We start from the raw sequence: 17,934 nt of genomic DNA on the forward strand, positions 1-17,934 counted from the left end.
GAATGTAAGCAGTGTCAATATGCGTGCGCGAAAGGAGCCATCGATGTCGAGTCCGGACCCGGGCGGGTTGTTCTCGCCGCTGCGACTGCGATCCGGCCACATCCTGCCGAACCGGATCGCCAAGGCGGCCATGGAGGAGGGGATGGCGGGCATCGGGCAGATTCCCGACGAGCGCCTGGTCGCGCTGTACCGGCGCTGGGGTGCCGGCGGCACCGGCCTGCTGATCACCGGCAACGTGATGGTGCACGCCGAAGCGCTCACTGGGCCCGGCGGCATCGTCCTGGACGCGTACGCCCCGCTCGCGCCGTTCGTGGCGTGGGCACAGGCGGGCAAGGCGGCGGGCGCGACGATGTGGATGCAGATCAGTCACCCGGGTCGGCAGGTGCAGGCGCGCATGCCGGGCGTGGTGTGGGGTCCCTCCGACATCGGGGTCGACCTCGGCCGCCATACCAAGCGATTCGGTCAGCCGGTGGCGATGACCGCCGGGCAGATCGACGACACCATCACACGATTCGTCACCACGGCCCGGCGTGCCGAGGAAGCGGGATTCGACGGCGTGGAAGTGCATGCCGCGCACGGATATCTGCTGTCGCAGTTCCTCTCGCCGCTGGTCAACAATCGCACCGACGAATGGGGCGGATCGCTCGAGAATCGGGCGAGGTTCCTGGTCGAGATCGTGCGCGGCATTCGCGCGGTGGTGGCGCCGTCGTTCGCGGTGGCGGTGAAACTGAATTCCGCGGACTTCCAGCGCGGTGGTTTCGACGCCACCGACGCGCACACGGTGATCGGCATGCTCGCCTCGACCGGGGTCGACCTCGTCGAGGTGTCCGGCGGCAGCTACGAGAGCCCGGCCATGTCCGGCCGACCCGTCGACGGCCGTATCGCCGCCCGCGAGGCCTACTTCCTGGAGCTGGCCGCCGACCTGGCCAGGACCAGCGCGCTGCCGCTCATGCTGACCGGCGGCATCTCCCGCCAGGAGACCGCGCGTCGCGTCCTGGCCAACAAGGTCGAGGTGGTCGGCATGGCGACGGCCCTCGCGGTCACTCCCGACCTGCCGCGCCGCTGGCGTGACGGCCGCGAAGCGCCCCGGTCGATGAAGCCGGTGACCTGGACCGACAAGGCCCTGGCCTCGGCGACCGAGATGGCGATGGTTCGCTACCAGATGCGCCGCATGGCGACCGGTTCGGCGCCGGCCTTCACTGTCAGTCCGGCCCTGGCGATGATCGCCGACCAGCGCGTCCAAGCGCGCGCCCTGCGCCGCTACGCGCAGTGGCTCTCGTCGAAGCAGCGTCGGCAGACGATCGCGGCGGCCGCACGATGAAGGAGAACTCGATGACCGGACGGATCGTCCTGCTCGGCGTCACCGGCTACACCGGCGGGCTCGTCCTCGACGCGCTGCTGCGCCGTGGCCTGACACCCGTGCTCGCCGGGCGCGACGGCGCCGCCCTCGCCGCGATCGCCACCCGCGCCGGCGGTCTGGCCACCGTCGTCGCCGACGCCACCGACGCGGACAGCGTCGCGCGCCTGGTGCGTCGGGGTGATGTGCTCATCAGCACCGTCGGCCCGTTCGAGCGGTTCGGCCACGGCGTGGCCCGCGCGGCCGCCGAGGCGGGCGCGCACTACATCGATTCCACCGGCGAGGTCGGATTCGTCCTCGACCTGCGCCGGGAGCTGCACGAGCGGGCCCGGGAGACCGGTTCGCTGATGCTGCCCGCGTTCGGCTACGACTATGTTCCCGGGATCCTGGCGGGCACGCTCGCCGCTCGCAAGGCCGGCTCGGAGTTGCGTGCAATCGACATCGGCTACTTCGCTAACGGCTCGCTGCGGCGCGGCCTCAGCCACGGCACCCGCAGTACACTGCGCGACGGCCTGACGCTGCCGTCGGCGCGCCGACGCGGCGGACGACTCGTCGAGGAACGCACCGGATCCCGGGTCCGCGGCTTCGACATCGGGGGCAAGCGCAAGTACGCCACGCTCGTCTCCGGCACCGAGGTGCTGTTCCTGCCCACCGGTTTTCCCGCCCTGGACGAGATCACCGTCTACAACGGCTGGTTCCCGAGACTCAGCCGACCGCTCGTTGCGCTCTCGGCGATGGCCGCGGTCACGACGCGAATCCCGCTCGGCCGCAAGGCCATCGAGGTACTCACCCGGCCGATGATCGGCCCGCCCGGTGGTCCCGATGCCGCCGAACGGGCTCGTACCCGCTCACAGGTCGTCGCCGTGGCGTCCGGTGCGCACGGCCCGCTGGCCGAAGTGCACGTCGAAGGCCCCAGCGCGTACAGCCTGACCGGTGAACTGATGGCCTGGGCCGCCGAGCGGCTGGCGTCCACGCCACCGCACACCGCGGGAGTCGTCGGCCCCGTCGAGGCCTTCGGGCTCGGCCAGTTCGTGGCCGGTTGTGCCGAAGTCGGGCTCCGGCCGATCTGAGCCGTGTCCCGCCGTCAACCACCCGGGAGAGGAGGCGACGGATGTCGCCGGATCTGGATCGTCTGTCCTTCGAGCCGCTGACGCCGGTCGCCTTCCTGGACCGGGCGGCCGACGCGCACGGCGACCGGATCGCCGTCATCGATGGCGACGACCGATGGACCTACGCGCAGGTGCGGGAGCGGTGCCGCCGGCTCGCGGGCGCGCTCGGGCCGCTGGCCGAGGGGCGACCGGTGGCGGTCCTCGCGCCGAACACCCATGTGCTGCTGGAAGCGCACTTCGGCGTGCCCTGGGCGGGTGTCGCGCTCGTCGCCCTGAACACCCGCCTCGCCGCCGCCGAGATCGCCTATGTCCTCCGGCACGCGAAAGTCGCCGTGGTGGTGGTCGATCCGGTCTTCGTCGACCTCCTCGCCGAGGCGCTCGACGACCTGCCGGTGCCGCCCCGGGTGATCGTCGCGGACGAACGGTACGAACGGCTGCTCGCCGAGGCCACACCGTCGTCGGTCGCACCCGCCGACGAGCGGTCGCTGCTGTCGATCAACTACACCTCGGGCACGACCGGCAAGCCGAAAGGCGTGATGTACCACCATCGTGGCGCCTACCTGCAGGCGCTGGCGATGGTGGGCCACACCGGTCTGTCGCCGTCGTCGGTGCACCTGTGGACACTGCCGATGTTCCACTGCAACGGCTGGTGTTTCCCGTGGGCCGTCACCGCGGCCGGTGGTACCCACGTCTGTCTGCCGAAGGTGGATCCCGGCGAGGTCTGGCGGTTGATCGCCGAGCAGGGGGTCACCCATCTGAACGGCGCGCCGACGGTGCTCTCGATGCTCGCCTACGCGCCGCAGGCGCATCCGGTCACGCCGCCGGTGCGGGTCGCGACCGGGGGAGCGCCGCCGAGCCCGGCCATCCTGCGCCGCATGGACGAACTCGGTTTCGAGGTGACCCACCTGTACGGGCTGACCGAGACCTTCGGCCCGGCGATGATCTGTGACTGGCGACCGGAATGGAACGGACTGGACGAGGACACCCAGGCGCGGCTCAAGGCCCGGCAAGGCGTCGGGAACATGATCTCGTGCCGGGCCAGGGTGATCGGCGCGTCCGGCGCCGATGTTCCCGCCGACGGCCGATCGGTCGGCGAGATCGCCCTGCGCGGCAACAACCTGATGCTCGGCTACCTCGACGACGAGGACGCGACCGCGGCGGCCGTCCCCGACGGCTGGTTCCGCACCGGCGACCTGGGTGTCGTCCACCCCGACGGCTACATCGAACTGCGCGACCGCAGCAAGGATGTGATCATCTCCGGCGGCGAGAACATCGCCTCCGTCGAGGTCGAACAGGCACTCGCCGACCACCCCGCGGTCCTGGAGGCGGCGGTGATCGCGGTACCGCACGAGCGATGGGGTGAAGTGCCCGCCGCGTATGTGGCGCTCAAGGAGGGCGCGAGCGTGACCGAGGGCGAACTCGTCGACTTCGTGCGGGAGCGGCTGGCGCGGTTCAAGGCGCCGAAGTCCGTGACGTTCGGGCCGCTGCCGCGCACGTCGACCGGGAAGGTGCAGAAGTATCTCCTGCGGGAAGCGGCCTGGGCGGAGGAGGATCGGCGCATCCGGTGAGCCCCCGGAGGGTCTTTTGCCCGCCCCCGCGCAGGTGTGGGAGGGTGGTGGGCGAAAGGAAGTACGTGACTGCGACGACGCACTCGACCGCCGCCCTCGGGCCGCGCGCCCTGGCCAACCGGCGACGCATTCTCGCCGTGGCCGGGGACGAGCTGCTGCGTAACCCCGCGGCGAGCATGGAGGACATCGCCGCCGCCGCGGGCATGGTCCGCCGTACTCTCTACGGACATTTCCCCACCAGAGAAGCGCTGATCGACGGCATGCTCGACGAAGCTTTCGAGCAGGTGGACCGGGCGCTGGACGGCATCGACACGGCGCACGCGCCCGCCACGGTGATCGCCGAGATGACCGTCGCGCTGTGGGCGGTCGGCGACGAGTTCCAGCTGCTGCTGCGCCTGGACGAAGCCGGGTCGCGCGCCCGGATGTCCGACCGGCTCGCGCCTGTCCGCACCCGGCTGGTCACCCTGATCGCCGCTGGTCAAGCCGACGGAACCTTCGCCGACCATCTGCCGCCCGCCGCGGTCGCCCGGGTGCTCACAGCACTGGTGCTCGCGCTGCTGAACGCGCACAGCGACGGTGAGTGGGTCGACGCCGACGCCGGGCGCGACGCCGCCCTGGCCTGCCTGATCGCGGCCGGAGTCGACCGCTCCACCGCCGCGGCGATCGCCCGGACCGCGGCGGCCTCGGCACCGCACTGACTGTGCCGCGGGCGGGCGACCGCTCGACGAATCACGCTGTCCGCGAACGGCTCCGACTGTGCTGCTCGGCACGAATCGGAGGCGCTGTGAGTCCCCCCACGAGTTGTTGCACAAGGTTGTGCAACAGGCGTAGTTTCACATCATCGTGCAATTGCACGCAAGTGTGAAAATATCGAAGGAGCGGGATATGACCAGCCAGGTGGCAACTGTGCAGATGGCGTACGCGACCCGGACCTCCACCGGGGGCGCCCCCGTCGACGCGTCCGCGTGGACGCTGCGCGGAGTGGGCGCGATCCGCGTGCTCTACGGCCTCGTCCCCTTCGCCGCGCTGATCCTCGGAGTCGAGGTCGGCACCGGAATGGCCGTCCCCGTCTTCGTCGCGGTCGGCCTGGTCTCGGTCCTGCTCGGCCTGGCCACCGTCGCCCTGGCTCCGCGGCTGCTGGAGCGTGATGATGTGGTACTGGCCTCGGTGAGTGTCGACGCGGTCCTCGTGGTGCTCGGCGTGGCCGCGCTGATGGTGGGCTGGGCCCAGTTCACGGTCGCCGCCGCCGCGGTCGTCCTCGGCGGGGTCGTGCTCGCGGCGCTGTCCGCGGCGGCCGTCGCGATCGTCACGGCGGTGCGCACCGCCTGATCCGCTGACGCGATGCGCGGAACGGCGCCTCCGGGATTCCGGGGGCGCCGTTCGCGTTCCGCTGGTCAGGCCTCGTCGGCCGCGGCGCGGCCCGCCGCTCGTCCGGAGAAGACGCACCCGCCGAGGAAGGTGCCCTCGAGCGCGTTGTAGCCGTGCACGCCACCACCGCCGAAGCCCGCGGCCTCGCCCGCCGCGAAGAGCCCGGGAATCGGCGTGCCGTCGGCGCCGAGCGCGCGGGAGTCGAGGTCGGTCTGGATGCCGCCGAGCGACTTGCGGGTCAGGACATGGAGTTTCACGCCGATCAGCGGTCCGGCGGCCGGATCGAGAACGCGGTGCGGTGCGGTGGTGCGGGTGATGCGGTCGCCGAGGTAGCGGCGGGAATTGTGGATGCCCTGGATCTGGGCGTCCTTGCTGAACGCGTTGTCCACCTGGAGATCCCGGGCGACGATCTGCTCGCGCAGTCGATCCGGGTCGAGCAGCGGCCGCTCGGTGAGTGCGTTCATCTTTGCGACCAGGTCGTCGAGCGTGTCGGCGACCACCCAGTCGGCGCCGTGCCGCTTGAACGCTTCCACCGGCGCGGGAGCGCCCTTGCCGAAGACCCGTTCCCGGATCATCCCGACGCGGTTCTTCGCGGTGATGTCGGGATTCTGCTCCGACCCCGACAGCGCGAACTCCTTGGCGACGATCCGCTGCGTGGTGACGAACCAGGAATGGTCGTGCTCGGCCAGTTCGGGGGTAGTGCGCAGGTAGCGCAGCGTGCCCAGGGTGTCGTAGCCGGGCAGGTACGGGGCGGGCAGCCGACGGCCCAGCGCGTCGAACCACAGCGACGACGGACCGGGCAGGATCCGGATCGCGTGCTCGGGCCAGATCGGATCCCAGTTCCGGATGCCTTCGGTGTAGTGCCACATGCGATCCCGGTTGACCAGCCGGACTCCGGCGTCGGCGGCGATATCGAGCATGCGCCCGTCGACATAGGCGGGGACGCCGGTGATCATGTGCGCCGGCGGCGCGCCGAGCCGCGCGGGCCAGTGTCGCCGGACCGTGTCGTGATTGCCGCCGATCCCACCGGTCGCGAGAACCACGGCGGCCGCGCCGAAGTCGAACTCGCCGACCACGTCCCGGGTTGACGGTGCGCCGCGTTCGGCGTCGTCGTCGGCGAGGATCGCCCCGCGCACGCCGGTGACGGCACCGTCGGTGAACACCAGCTCGTCGACCCGGTGCCGATGCCGGAAGGTGACCAGTCCGGCGTCCGCGGCGCGGAGCGCGGAGTCGGTGAACGGCCCGACGACACCGGTGCCGGTACCCCAGGCGACGTGGAAGCGGGGGACCGAATTGCCGTGGCCCTCGGCGCGCAGGTCGCCGCGCTCGGCCCAGCCGACCGACGGCACGAAGCCGATGCCGAGATCGGTGAGGTAGGAGCGCTTCTCGCCCGCGGCGAACTCGACGTAGGCGCGGGCCCAGCGGGCGGCCCAGCTGTCCTCGTCGTCGAGCCGGTCGAAGCCCGCGCTGCCGCTCCAGTCGTTCCACGCCAGCTCGAGCGAGTCCCGGATGCCCAGCCTGCGCTGCTCGGGACTGTCGACCAGGAAGATCCCGCCGAAGGACCAGAACGCCTGCCCGCCGAGGTTGGCCGCGTTCTCCTGATCGACCACCAGGACACGCTTGCCCCGGCGGGTCAGCTCATGGGTCGCGACCAGGCCAGCCAGGCCCGCGCCGACCACGATGACATCGGCATCCATCCGGACTACCTCCACTCTCCGCAAAAGCTTCATTGCTGCATCGGATACATTAGTGCATCTGATGGCGGGAGGTATCGTCGATCCGTGAACACGACCGAGACGGCCAAGCCACCCCGCGTGACCCGGCGCCGGGCCGAGACCAGGGCGCGCCTGCTCGAGGCCGCGTTCTCCGTGTTCGCCGAGAAGGGTTTCGGGCTGGTGCGCATCGAGGACGTGTGCGGCGCGGCGGGCTACACGCGGGGCGCGTTCTACTCCCAGTTCGACAGTCTCGAGGAACTGTTCTTCGTCCTCTACGACCAGCGCGCCACCCTGATCACCGGGCAGGTGCGCGACGCGCTCGCCGCGATCGACGACCCCGCGGACGTGGCAGGCTTCGTCGACCGGCTGTCGGCGACCCTGCTCCTCGACCGCGACTGGCTCCTGGTGAAGACCGACTTCCTCACCCACGCCGCCCGCCGCCCCGACATCGCCGCCCGCCTGATCACCCACCGCGCCCAGCTCCGCGCCGCCATCGCCGACAAACTCGCCGCCAGCGGCTTCACCGTGCCCCCCGAACTCGGCTCGATCGCCGAACTGGCCCACTCGGTCGTCGCCGCCTACGACGGCGTCACCGTCCAACTCCTGCTCGACAACGACCAGCCCGCCGCCCGAGACTGGCTGGCCCGCCTGATCACCCGCCTCGGCGTCGTCGCCCCACCCCGGGCCTGACGCGTCAACACAGCTCGAGGTCAAGGGTGGCGCTGGCGGGAACCGCCGTCGTGGCTAGGGCTGGGTGTTGCGGCGGACTATTTCGGTGATCCAGATGGGGGCGTAGGGGGAGGTGCAGTTGGGTGGGGTGGGGTAGTCCTCGAGGACGCGGAGGGTTTCGCCGATCGTGATCGCGCGGGGGCGTAGGGCGGGGTGGTGGATGCCGATGGTGGCCAGGCATTCGTTCATGGCCCACTGGAGGCGGTTGGGGGCGTCCTTCATGTGGGACTCGATGAGGTCGAGCAGGTGGGGCAGGTCGAGTCCGTCGGGGGACTTCGCGACGCGGTCGCTGGTCAGTGCCCAGCCCGCACCGGCGACGACGGGGTCGGGGTCGGCGAACCAGGCGATGCGGAGTTCCTCGACGTGCGGGCTCTTCTTCACGAGGTAGCTGACGAGCCAATCGTGCACCTTGGGGACGCGGGCGTCGCGCAGCATGGCGTCGAGTTCGGCGGCGGTGTAGGACTTGGGGCGGCTGATCAGGATCGCGACGAGCCGGGCGGCGGTGTCACCGGTCGCCCACAGCTCGCCGGCCAGCTCGTGCTGGGTTTTCAGTGCCTTCGCCACCGCGTGGAGCTTGGTCAGGTTGACCGCGTGGTCGTCGCCGTGCCGGGTGTTGACGGCGAGGATCTTCGGGTCGGCCAGGGCGGCCAGCTCGGCCAGCACCTCGTCCACCGTGGTCTGGGGCGCTGAACTGGTCGTCACACCGGTCTCCTCGCTGGTCGGTTCCACTGCGCTGTCAGCGTACGTCCGGCGGCGGTCCCGACCTCGCCCACCCGAGGTCGGGACCGCGGGCTACCGGCCGCCCGCGCGCACCCGCAGATCGCGGGCGAGATGGTCGCGCTGTTCGATCACCAAGCGTCGCAGCGCACCCGGTGCGTCGGCATGCGTGTCGAGCCAGGCGTCCACCTGGTCGAGCGAGTCGGCCGCGGGGAAGAGGCCGAGGACGATGCGCCGCGCGATCTCGATACTGCGCTGCTCCCACACCTCCCGCAGCACCGCGAAGTACTCGTCGTCGTAGCGGGCGACGAGGTCGCGGCGCTGTCCGGCGCGGAACCCGTCGATGACGGCGTCGAGGTGGTCGTTGGTCAAGGTGGTGTCGCCGAGTGCCGCGGCCCACGCGGCGGCCTTCACCTCCGGTTCCGGGCGGGCGGCCAGTGCCCGGCGATGGGCGGTCCGGCCCGAGGCGGTGCTGTCGCCGGTGAGCTCGGCGTCCAGCTCGGCCTCCGTGGCGGCACCGGTCGCGGCCAGGGCGGTCCACAGTTGCCAGCGCAGATCGGGATCCAGCGCCAGACCCTCCGGCGCGGGCGCGTCGCCGAGCAGGATCGCGCGGAGATCGGCGGCCCGGCGGCCGTCGACGGTGGCGGCGGACGCGGTCGCCCGCGCCCACGCCAGCTGCTCACCGGAGCCCGGTGCCGCGGAATGCAGAGTGGCCCAGCATGATTCCAGCCATTCGCCGCGCCACCGCTCCCGGTCGGCCGCGGGCAGGTAGTGGCCGATGGCGAAGGAGGCATTGGCGAGCACCGCGGCGAGCAGGGCTGTGTTCGATTCGGCGGGGGCGAAGTCGCGGGCCATCCGCAGATACCGCTCGACCTCGAGTTCGCCGTCGCGCGCGGCGTTCCAGAGCGCCGACCAGATCAATCCGCGTGCCAGGGGATCGGTCACCCGGTCCAGCGACTTCTCCACGGTGGCCAGCGAATCGGTGTCCAGCCGGACCTTGGCGTAGGTGAGGTCACCGTCGTTGAGCAGGCGCAGCGGCGCGGGCTCGAGGGCGACCGGCGTCCGCTCGGCAACGAGGTCGAGCTCCACCCGATCCCGGCGCACCAGATCGCCCGCGGCGTCGAAGTCGTAGAGTCCGACGGCGAGTCGATGCGGTCGCGGGTCGGTCTGTACGATCGCGCCGTCGTCGAGCAGCAGCGTCGACATGCCGGTCGTCTGCAACCAGGCCCGGGCCCAGCCCGCCAGATCGCGGCCCGAATCCGCCGACAGCTCGGTCAGCAGATCGGCCAGGGTGGTGTTGCCGAACGCGTGCGTGCGGAAGTACCGGCGCACGCCGGTGAAGAACTCGTCGCGCCCGACATAGGCGACCAGTTGCTTGAGCACACTGGCGCCCTTGGCATAGGTGATGCCGTCGAAATTGAGCTTGGCGGCCTCGAGGTCGCCGATGTCGGCGACGATCGGGTGCGTCGTCGGAAGCTGGTCCTGCGAATACGCCCACGCCTTCCTGCGATTCGCGAACGCCACCCAGGCATCGGTCCACTCGGTCGCCTCGGCACTGGCCAGCGCGCCCATGTAGTCGGCGAAGGACTCCTTGAGCCACAGGTCGTCCCACCACACCATCGTCACCAGATCGCCGAACCACATGTGCGCCATCTCGTGCAGGATGGTGTTCGCCCTGCCCTCGTACTGCGCGGCGGTGGCCGCGCCGCGGAAGACGTAGGCCTCGGTGAAGGTGACCAGGCCCGGGTTCTCCATGGCTCCGAGGTTGTATTCGGGGACGAAGATCTGGTCGTACTTGCCCCAGGGGTACGGGTAGGCGAAGTGCTCGGCGAAGAAGTCCAGTCCCTGCTTCGTCACCTCGAGGATCGTGTCGGCGTCGAGGTGCCCGGCGAGGGACGCGCGGCACAGGACCCCGAGCGGGACCGTGAGTTCGTCTCGCGTCCACGAGGATTCGACGCGGTGATACGGGCCCGCCGCGATCGCGGTGATGTAGGTGGAGATCGGCAGGGTGGGGGAGAACTCGACCCGCTGCCGGGGGCCCTCGTCCTCGATCGTCGCGATCGGCCGATTCGACACCACCTCCCAGCCCGCGGGCGCTGTCACCACGAAGGTGAAGGGCGCCTTCATGTCCGGCTGTTCGAAGCACGCGAAGACCCGGCGGGCGTCCGCGGGCTCGTACTGGGTGTACAGGTAGGTCGCGCCGTCGGCCGGGTCGAGGAAGCGGTGCAGGCCCTCGCCCGAGCGGCTGTAGCGGCCGGTGGCGCGCACCACGACTGTATTCGCCGCGGCGAGATCGGGAATCGTGATCCGCGCGCCGTCGTAGTCGACGGACACGTCCTGCCCGTTCACCGTCATCGAGTCGACCGACTCGCCGAGGAAGTCGAGCCAGGTCCGGTCCACAGTCGCGTCGAATTCCACGGTGGTCGTGGTGGCGAAGGTGTCGCCGCTGTGGTCGGCGGCGCCGGACAGGTCGAGGTCGACGCGATAGGCGCGGACGGTGACCGCGGCCGATCGGGCGGCGGTCTCGGCACGGGTCAGGTTCGCGGTAGTCACGCGTCGATCCTGCCAGCCCGAGCGCCGCGACGCCGCCGCTCGGCGTCGCGGCCTCGATCAGGCGTCGCGCGTCAGAGGAAGCGGGCGATGAGGTCCTTCATGACCTCGTTGGCGCCGGCGTAGATCCGCGAGATGCGGCCGTCGGCCCACATCCGGGCGATCGGGTACTCCTCCATGTAGCCGTAGCCGCCGTGGAGCTGGACGCACCGGTCGATCACCTGGGACTGCTGATCGGTGGTCCAGTACTTGACCATCGCGGCGGTTTTCACGTCCAGCGCGCCGCGCAGGTGCTTCTCGACGGCCGAGTCGACGAAGGTCCGCACGACCTCGGCGATCGTCGCGCAGTCGGCCAGCTCGAACCGGGTGTTCTGCATGGCGAACAGCGGCTTGCCGAAAGCATTGCGCTGCTTGACATAGGCCAGCGTCTCGGCGACGGCCGCTTCGATCGCCGCGGCGGCCGCGACGCCGCAGATCAGCCGTTCCTGGGGCAGCTGCTGCATGAGCTGGATGAAGCCCTCGCCCTCGGCGCCGAGCAGGTTGGCCTGCGGCACGCGCAGCCCGTCGAAGAACAGCTCGGTGGTGTCCTGGCCCTTCTGGCCGATCTTCTTGAGCAGCCTGCCGCGTTCGAAGCCGGGGGTGTCGTCGGAGACCTCGGCGACCACCAGCGACACGCCCTTGGCGCCCTGGGTCGGATCGGTCTTGACGGCGATGATCAGCAGGTCGCAGTTGCGGCCGTTGGAGATGAACGTCTTGGCGCCGGTGATGACGTAGTCGTCGCCGTCCTTGACCGCCTTGGTGGCGATGTTCTGCAGGTCGGAGCCGGTGCCGGGCTCGGTCATCGCGATGGCGCCGATCCACTCGCCGGAGGCGAGCTTGGGCAGCCAGCGCTTCCTGTTCTCCTCCGAGGCGTAGGCCAGGATGTAGTGCGGCACGATGCCGGTGTGCACGCCGAGCTGCATGGCGGAATCGCCGCCCTTGACCTGCTCGGTGAACAGCACGGCCTCATGGGCGAAGGTGCCACCGCCGCCGCCGTACTCCTCGGGGATCGACATGCACAGCAGGCCCAGTTCGCCGGCCTGCCGATAGACCTCCCGGCTCGGGAAGCCCTGCGCGGCGAACTCCTCGCGATGCGGCGCGACGGTGTTCGCGAAGAAGGTGCGGGCCAACTCGGCCAGGCCTTGCAGCTCCGACTCGGCGTCGATGCCGCGGTCGGTTTCGGCGGTGGTCATCGGGTTCCTCTCCCTGATGTCGATGGGCTGCGCACCAGAGTGAGCAGTTGTTGGCGTTCTGTCAATAGGACGAGTAGATGTTGACAAACCGCCAATAGTGCTCCATGGTATCAATTGATTGGACATCCAACTATTGGAGCTCCATTCACCTGCGCCGCGGCGCACCGACCCACGACTAAGGACTGGCATGGTTCGCGAACTCACCCACTTCATCGACGGACAGCACGTCAAGGGCGCCTCGGGCGCGTTCGGTGAGGTGTTCGATCCGAACACCGGGCAGGTGCAGGCCACGGTTCCGCTGGCCGACACCGCCGAGGTCGAGGCGGTCATCGCCAACGCGGCGGCCGCGCAGCCGGTGTGGGCGGCGTTCAACCCGCAGAAGCGGGCCAGGGTGCTGATGAAGTTCCTGACCCTGGTCAACGACGAGATCGACAGCCTGGCCGCGCTGCTGTCCTCGGAGCACGGCAAGACGATCGCCGACGCCAAGGGCGATATCCAGCGCGGTCTCGAGGTGATCGAGTTCGCCGTCGGTATCCCGCACCTGCTCAAGGGTGAGTACACCGAGAGCGCGGGCACCGGGATCGACGTGTACTCGATGCGCCAGCCGCTGGGTGTGGTCGCGGGCATCACCCCGTTCAACTTCCCGGCGATGATCCCGCTGTGGAAGGCGGGTCCGGCGCTGGCGTGTGGCAACGCGTTCGTGCTCAAGCCGTCCGAGCGTGACCCGTCGGTGCCGCTGCGCCTGGCCGAGCTGTTCCTCGAGGCGGGTCTGCCGCCGGGCGTGTTCAACGTGGTCAACGGCGGCAAGGAGGCCGTGGACACGATCCTGCACGACCCGCGGATCAAGGCGGTCGGCTTCGTCGGCTCGACCCCGATCGCGCAGTACATCTACGAGACCGCGACCGCCAACGGCAAGCGGGCCCAGTGCTTCGGCGGCGCGAAGAACCACGCCATCGTGATGCCCGACGCCGACCTCGACGATGTCGCCGACCAGCTGATCGGCGCGGGCTACGGTTCCGCGGGTGAGCGCTGCATGGCGATCTCGGTGGCCGTGCCGGTGGGGGAGGAGACCGCCGACCGGTTGGTCGCCAAGCTGACCGAGCGGGTGCACAAGCTCAATGTGGGCCGGTCCGACGATCCGGGCGCCGACTTCGGTCCGCTGGTCGGCCGTGACGGCGTGGACCGGGTGAACAACTACGTCCAGATCGGTGTCGACGAGGGCGCCGAGCTCGTGGTCGACGGGCGTGGGCTGGTTGTCGAGGGCGCCGAGGACGGCTATTTCGTCGGCGCGAGCCTGTTCGACCGGGTGACCGCGGACATGCGGATCTACCAGGAGGAGATCTTCGGTCCCGTGGTGACCGTGGTGCGTGCCGAGGACTACGAGGAGGGTCTGCGGCTGGCCAACGAGCACGAGTACGGCAACGGTGTCGCGATCTTCACGCGTGACGGTGACACCGCCCGCGACTTCGCCGCGCGCGTGCAGGTCGGCATGGTCGGTATCAACGTGCCGATCCCGGTGCCGATCGCCTACTACACCTTCGGTGGCTGGAAGCGTTCGGGCTTCGGCGATCTGAACCAGCACGGCCCGGACTCGATCCGTTTCTACACCAAGACCAAGACGGTGACCCAGCGCTGGCCCGCGGGGTTGAAGGAGTCCAACGCCTTCGTCATCCCGACGATGGACTGAGGCGCTCGTGTTCACACTCGACGACGACGAACGCGCGATCGGTGAGACCGCGCGCCAGTTCGCCGACGAATTCCTCGCGCCGAACGCGCTGGAATGGGATGAGCGCAAACACTTCCCGGTCGACGTGCTCCGCAAGGCGGGCCCGGTCGGTTTGGGCGGGATCTATGTGCGCGAGGACGTCGGCGGTTCACAGCTGCGCAGGCTCGACGCCGTGCGGATCTTCGAGGAGCTGGCCACCGGGTGCCCGGCCGTGGCGGCCTATATCTCGATCCACAACATGGCCACCTGGATGATCGACGCCTACGGCACCGAGGAGCAGCGCCATCGCTGGGTGCCCGGAATGGCATCGATGGAACTGCTCGGCAGTTACGCCCTCACCGAACCGGGCGTCGGCTCCGACGCGGCGGCCTTGAGCACCAAGGCGGTCCGCGACGGCGACGACTACATCCTCACCGGCGCCAAGCAGTTCATCTCCGGCGCGGGCGCCAACGACGTGTACGTGATGATGGTGCGCACCGGCCAGGACGGCGCGCGCGGCGTCTCCGCGCTGATCGTCCCGGCCGACACACCCGGCCTGACGGTCGGGCCGAACGAGCGCAAGATGGGCTGGAACGCCCAGCCGACGCGCCAGGTCATCCTGGAGGACGCGCGGGTGCCGGTGGCCAACCGACTCGGCGCCGAGGGCGACGGCTTCGCGATCGCGATGAACGGCCTCAACGGCGGCAGGCTCAATATCGGCGCGTGCTCGATCGGCGGCGCGCAGGCGGCGCTGGACAAGGCCGTCCCGTATCTGGCCGAACGGCACGCCTTCGGTAAACCGCTGTCGCACAACCAGGCGCTGCAATTCGAGCTGGCCGACATGCGGACCCAGCTGGAAGCCGCCCGGACCCTGCTGTGGCGGGCCGCGGCCGCGCTCGACGCCGATGCGCCGGACAAGGTCGAACTGTGCGCGATGGCCAAGCGATTCGCCACCGACGCCGGGTTCGAGGTCGCCAACAAGGCACTGCAACTGCACGGCGGGTACGGGTACCTGCACGAATACGGCCTGGAGAAGATCGTCCGCGACCTGCGGGTCCATCAGATCCTCGAGGGCACCAACGAAATCATGCGGGTGGTCGTGGCCCGCACGCTGACAGGAGCGGCATGACCGACGAACCCGAAGTGCTGATCACCGTCGAAGACGGCCTCGGCCTCATCATCCTGAACCGGCCCAAGGCCATCAACGCGCTCAACCACCCGATGGCACTGGCCATCACCGAGGCACTGCGCACGTGGGCCGACGACGACGCGGTGCGCGCGGTCGTCGTACGCGGCGCGGGCGAGCGCGGGCTGTGCGCGGGCGGTGACATCGTCGCCATCCACGCCGACGCGAAAGGCGGAGCGGCGAACGCCGATTCACCGACCGGGGTGTTCTGGCGCGACGAATACCACCTCAACGCGCTGATCGGCCGCTACGTCAAGCCGTATGTGGTGATCATGGACGGCATCGTGATGGGCGGCGGGGTCGGCCTGTCCGGGCACGGCAGCCACCGCATCGTCACCGAACGCTCCCGGATCGGGATGCCCGAGGTCGGGATCGGTTTCGTGCCCGATGTCGGCGGCACCTACCTGCTGTCGCGGGCGCCCGGGGAGATCGGCACGCACGTCGCGCTGACCACCGCGCGGATGAGCGCGGGCGACGCGATCGCGGCCGGTTTCGCCGACCACTACGTGCCCTCGGCTGCCCTCCCTGCGCTGCTCGACGCGCTGCGCACGACCGAGGTCGACGCGGCGATCGCGGAGTTCGCCGAACCGGCACCTGCTTCGGAGCTGCTCGCTCAGCGGAGCTGGATCGATGCCTGCTACAGCGCCGACACCGTGGAGGAGATCGCGGCTCGCCTGCAGACCGCCGACTCGCCCGAGGCGACCAAGGCCGCCGAGGACCTGCTGGCCAAATCGCCGGTCTCGCTGAAGGTCACGCTGCGCTCGCTGCGCGTCGCGCGGGAGCTGCCGAGCCTCGAGGCGGTACTGGATCAGGAGTACCGGGTCTCGATCGCCGCGCTGCGCTCGCACGACCTGGTGGAGGGGATCCGCGCCCAGGTCGTCGACAAGGACCGCAATCCGCGGTGGGAGCCGGCGACGCTGGCCGAGGTCGACGATGCCCAGGTGGCGGCGTACTTCGCCGCACTGGGGGACAAGGAACTCGGCGCGACCACGCAGGAGGCGCAGCGATGAGCAAGAAGATCGGATTCCTCGGCCTCGGCCACATGGGTGCGCCGATGGCGGCGAACCTGGTGCGCGCGGGCTACGACGTGGTCGCCTTCGATCCGGTGCCCGCGGCGCAGGATCAGGCGCGCGCCGACGGCGCGACCGTGGTCTCGGTCGCCGCCGACGCGGCGGTCGACCGGGACGTGGTGATCACCATGCTGCCCAACGGCAAGCTCGTGCTCGACGTCTACGCCGAGCTGCTGCCTGCCGCCACGCCGGGCACGCTGTTCATCGACTGTTCGACGATCGATGTGGCCGACGCGAAAGCCGCTGCCGCGCAGGCGGTGACGGCCGGTCACCGGCCGCTGGACGCCCCGGTCTCCGGTGGCGTGGCGGGCGCGACAGCGGGCACCCTCACCTTCATGGTGGGCGGTGCGGCCGCCGACTTCGCCGACGCGCGCGAGATCCTCGACGTGATGGGCGGCAAGGTCGTGCACTGCGGTGACGCCGGCGTCGGCCAGGCCGCCAAGATCTGCAACAACATGCTGCTCGGCATCTCCATGATCGGCCTGTCCGAGGCCCTGGTGCTCGGTGAGCGGCTCGGTCTGAGCCACCAGTCGTTCTTCGACGTGGTCTCCACGGCGTCGGGCCAGAGCTGGGCGCTGACCAGCTACTGCCCCGTCCCCGGCCCGGTTCCGGCGAGTCCGGCCAACAACGACTACCAGCCCGGCTTCGCGACCGCGCTGATGTCGAAGGACCTCACGCTGGCCGCGAACGCCTTGCGCGCCAACGGCATCGACGGGCAGCTCGGCGAGCTGGCCGCCGCGATCTACGAGCGGTTCAACCAGACCGACGCGGGCCGGGACTTCTCGGCCATCGTCACCGACATCCGGGATCGTTCCGGGGAGGCCACCGCATGACCGAGTACGAGACGATCCTGCTCGAGCGCAAGAACCGCGTCGGCTGGATCACCCTGAACCGGCCCAAGGCCCTCAACGCGCTCAACACCCAGGTCCTCGACGACATCGTCGCCGCCCTGGACGAGCTCGAGCGCGACGACGAGATCGGCGCGGTGGTGATCACCGGCTCCGCCAAGGCTTTCGCGGCGGGCGCCGACATCAAGGAGATGCAGCCCAAGTCCTACATGGACATGTTCATGGACGACTTCTTCGCCCGCTGGGACCGGCTGGCGCAGTTCCGCAAGCCCACCATCGCCGCGGTCGCGGGGTACGCCCTCGGTGGCGGCTGCGAACTGGCCATGCTCTGCGACATCCTGATCGCCGCCGACACCGCGCAGTTCGGACAGCCCGAGATCAAACTCGGGGTGATCCCCGGCATCGGCGGTTCGCAGCGGCTCACCAGGGCGGTCGGCAAGGCCAAGGCGATGGATCTGGTGCTGACCGGCCGGAACATGGGTGCCGAGGAAGCCGAACGAGCCGGGCTCGTCTCGCGCATCGTGCCCGCCGACGACCTGCTCGACGTCGCCGCCGAGGTCGCCGAGACCATCGCGGCCAAGTCGCTGCCGGTCACCATGATCGCGAAGGAGGCCGTGAACCGGTCCTTCGAGACCACGCTGGCCGAGGGCATCCGCTTCGAGCGCCGGGTCTTCCACTCGCTGTTCGCGATCGAGGACCAGAAGGAAGGCATGAACGCCTTCGTCGACAAGCGCTCCGCACAGTTCACCCATCGCTGACCTGTCATCACACGACACAGTT

Annotated in this window: 15 protein-coding genes; 11 read left to right on the forward strand and 4 right to left on the reverse strand. The window is 70.0% G+C overall.

The features are described 5' to 3' along the window. Positions 1 to 43: 43 nt before the first annotated feature. The 5 genes from ACFYWJ_RS21670 to ACFYWJ_RS21690 all read left to right on the forward strand — a co-directional run bounded on the left by ACFYWJ_RS21670 (position 44) and on the right by ACFYWJ_RS21690 (position 5,363). The gene (locus ACFYWJ_RS21670; protein WP_355272308.1) at positions 44 to 1,321 is read left to right on the forward strand and encodes an NADH:flavin oxidoreductase/NADH oxidase family protein; all 1,278 of its coding nucleotides are present in this window, start codon (positions 44 to 46) and stop codon (positions 1,319 to 1,321) included. Between the two features lie 11 nt (positions 1,322 to 1,332). After that, entirely contained in the window at positions 1,333 to 2,427 is a 1,095-nt protein-coding gene (locus ACFYWJ_RS21675) for a saccharopine dehydrogenase NADP-binding domain-containing protein (protein ID WP_355272306.1), read from the forward strand. A gap of 41 nt (positions 2,428 to 2,468) precedes the next feature. After that, positions 2,469 to 4,034, forward strand: coding sequence for an acyl--CoA ligase family protein (locus tag ACFYWJ_RS21680; protein ID WP_355272304.1), 1,566 nt, complete (start codon positions 2,469 to 2,471; stop codon positions 4,032 to 4,034). Positions 4,035 to 4,099: 65 nt separating this feature from the next. Further along, a complete protein-coding gene (locus ACFYWJ_RS21685; RefSeq protein WP_355272303.1) occupies positions 4,100 to 4,732 on the forward strand; it encodes a TetR/AcrR family transcriptional regulator in 633 nt (210 codons plus the stop codon). A gap of 187 nt (positions 4,733 to 4,919) precedes the next feature. Next, on the forward strand, positions 4,920 to 5,363 hold the full coding sequence (locus ACFYWJ_RS21690; protein ID WP_355272301.1) for a hypothetical protein: 444 nt from the start codon (positions 4,920 to 4,922) through the stop codon (positions 5,361 to 5,363). Between the two features lie 65 nt (positions 5,364 to 5,428). Here the strand turns inward: ACFYWJ_RS21690 and ACFYWJ_RS21695 are convergent, their stop codons facing one another. Further along, on the reverse strand, positions 5,429 to 7,099 hold the full coding sequence (locus ACFYWJ_RS21695; RefSeq protein ID WP_355272299.1) for an FAD-binding dehydrogenase: 1,671 nt from the start codon (positions 7,097 to 7,099) through the stop codon (positions 5,429 to 5,431). A gap of 84 nt (positions 7,100 to 7,183) precedes the next feature. Here ACFYWJ_RS21695 and ACFYWJ_RS21700 point away from each other — a divergent pair, with 84 nt between their 5' ends. After that, entirely contained in the window at positions 7,184 to 7,807 is a 624-nt protein-coding gene (locus ACFYWJ_RS21700) for a TetR/AcrR family transcriptional regulator (protein ID WP_355272298.1), read from the forward strand. Between the two features lie 54 nt (positions 7,808 to 7,861). Here ACFYWJ_RS21700 and ACFYWJ_RS21705 read toward each other — a convergent pair whose 3' ends face one another. The 3 genes from ACFYWJ_RS21705 to ACFYWJ_RS21715 all read right to left on the reverse strand — a co-directional run bounded on the left by ACFYWJ_RS21705 (position 7,862) and on the right by ACFYWJ_RS21715 (position 12,345). Next, entirely contained in the window at positions 7,862 to 8,548 is a 687-nt protein-coding gene (locus ACFYWJ_RS21705) for a DNA alkylation repair protein (protein ID WP_355272296.1), read from the reverse strand. Positions 8,549 to 8,638: 90 nt separating this feature from the next. Beyond that, positions 8,639 to 11,116: an aminopeptidase N gene (pepN, locus tag ACFYWJ_RS21710; RefSeq protein WP_355272295.1), complete on the reverse strand. Its 2,478-nt coding sequence runs from the start codon at positions 11,114 to 11,116 to the stop codon at positions 8,639 to 8,641. A gap of 71 nt (positions 11,117 to 11,187) precedes the next feature. Further along, positions 11,188 to 12,345 (reverse strand): acyl-CoA dehydrogenase family protein, encoded by a 1,158-nt coding sequence (locus tag ACFYWJ_RS21715; RefSeq protein WP_355272293.1) that lies wholly within the window; start codon positions 12,343 to 12,345, stop codon positions 11,188 to 11,190. A 187-nt stretch (positions 12,346 to 12,532) separates the two neighbouring features. On the opposite strand from ACFYWJ_RS21715, the gene ACFYWJ_RS21720 reads away from it, so the two are divergent. The 5 genes from ACFYWJ_RS21720 to ACFYWJ_RS21740 are packed head-to-tail and all read left to right on the forward strand — an operon-like array spanning position 12,533 to position 17,912. Next, positions 12,533 to 14,032: a CoA-acylating methylmalonate-semialdehyde dehydrogenase gene (locus ACFYWJ_RS21720; protein WP_355272291.1), complete on the forward strand. Its 1,500-nt coding sequence runs from the start codon at positions 12,533 to 12,535 to the stop codon at positions 14,030 to 14,032. 7 nt (positions 14,033 to 14,039) lie between these two features. Next, positions 14,040 to 15,179: an acyl-CoA dehydrogenase family protein gene (locus tag ACFYWJ_RS21725; protein WP_355272289.1), complete on the forward strand. Its 1,140-nt coding sequence runs from the start codon at positions 14,040 to 14,042 to the stop codon at positions 15,177 to 15,179. Continuing rightward, a complete protein-coding gene (locus tag ACFYWJ_RS21730) occupies positions 15,176 to 16,246 on the forward strand; it encodes an enoyl-CoA hydratase/isomerase family protein (protein ID WP_355272287.1) in 1,071 nt (356 codons plus the stop codon). Before ACFYWJ_RS21725 ends, ACFYWJ_RS21730 begins: the two co-directional genes overlap by 4 nt. Continuing rightward, the gene (mmsB, locus tag ACFYWJ_RS21735; protein WP_355272285.1) at positions 16,243 to 17,139 is read left to right on the forward strand and encodes a 3-hydroxyisobutyrate dehydrogenase; all 897 of its coding nucleotides are present in this window, start codon (positions 16,243 to 16,245) and stop codon (positions 17,137 to 17,139) included. The genes ACFYWJ_RS21730 and mmsB overlap by 4 nt, the downstream gene beginning before the upstream one ends. After that, positions 17,136 to 17,912 carry an enoyl-CoA hydratase gene (locus ACFYWJ_RS21740; protein ID WP_355272283.1) on the forward strand — a complete coding sequence of 259 codons (777 nt, stop codon included), beginning with the start codon at positions 17,136 to 17,138 and terminating at the stop codon, positions 17,910 to 17,912. Before mmsB ends, ACFYWJ_RS21740 begins: the two co-directional genes overlap by 4 nt. The last annotated feature ends 22 nt before the right edge of the window (positions 17,913 to 17,934 follow it).

It is taken from the genome of Nocardia sp. NPDC003269 (assembly GCF_042888005.1).
GTDB lineage: Bacteria > Actinomycetota > Actinomycetes > Mycobacteriales > Mycobacteriaceae > Nocardia.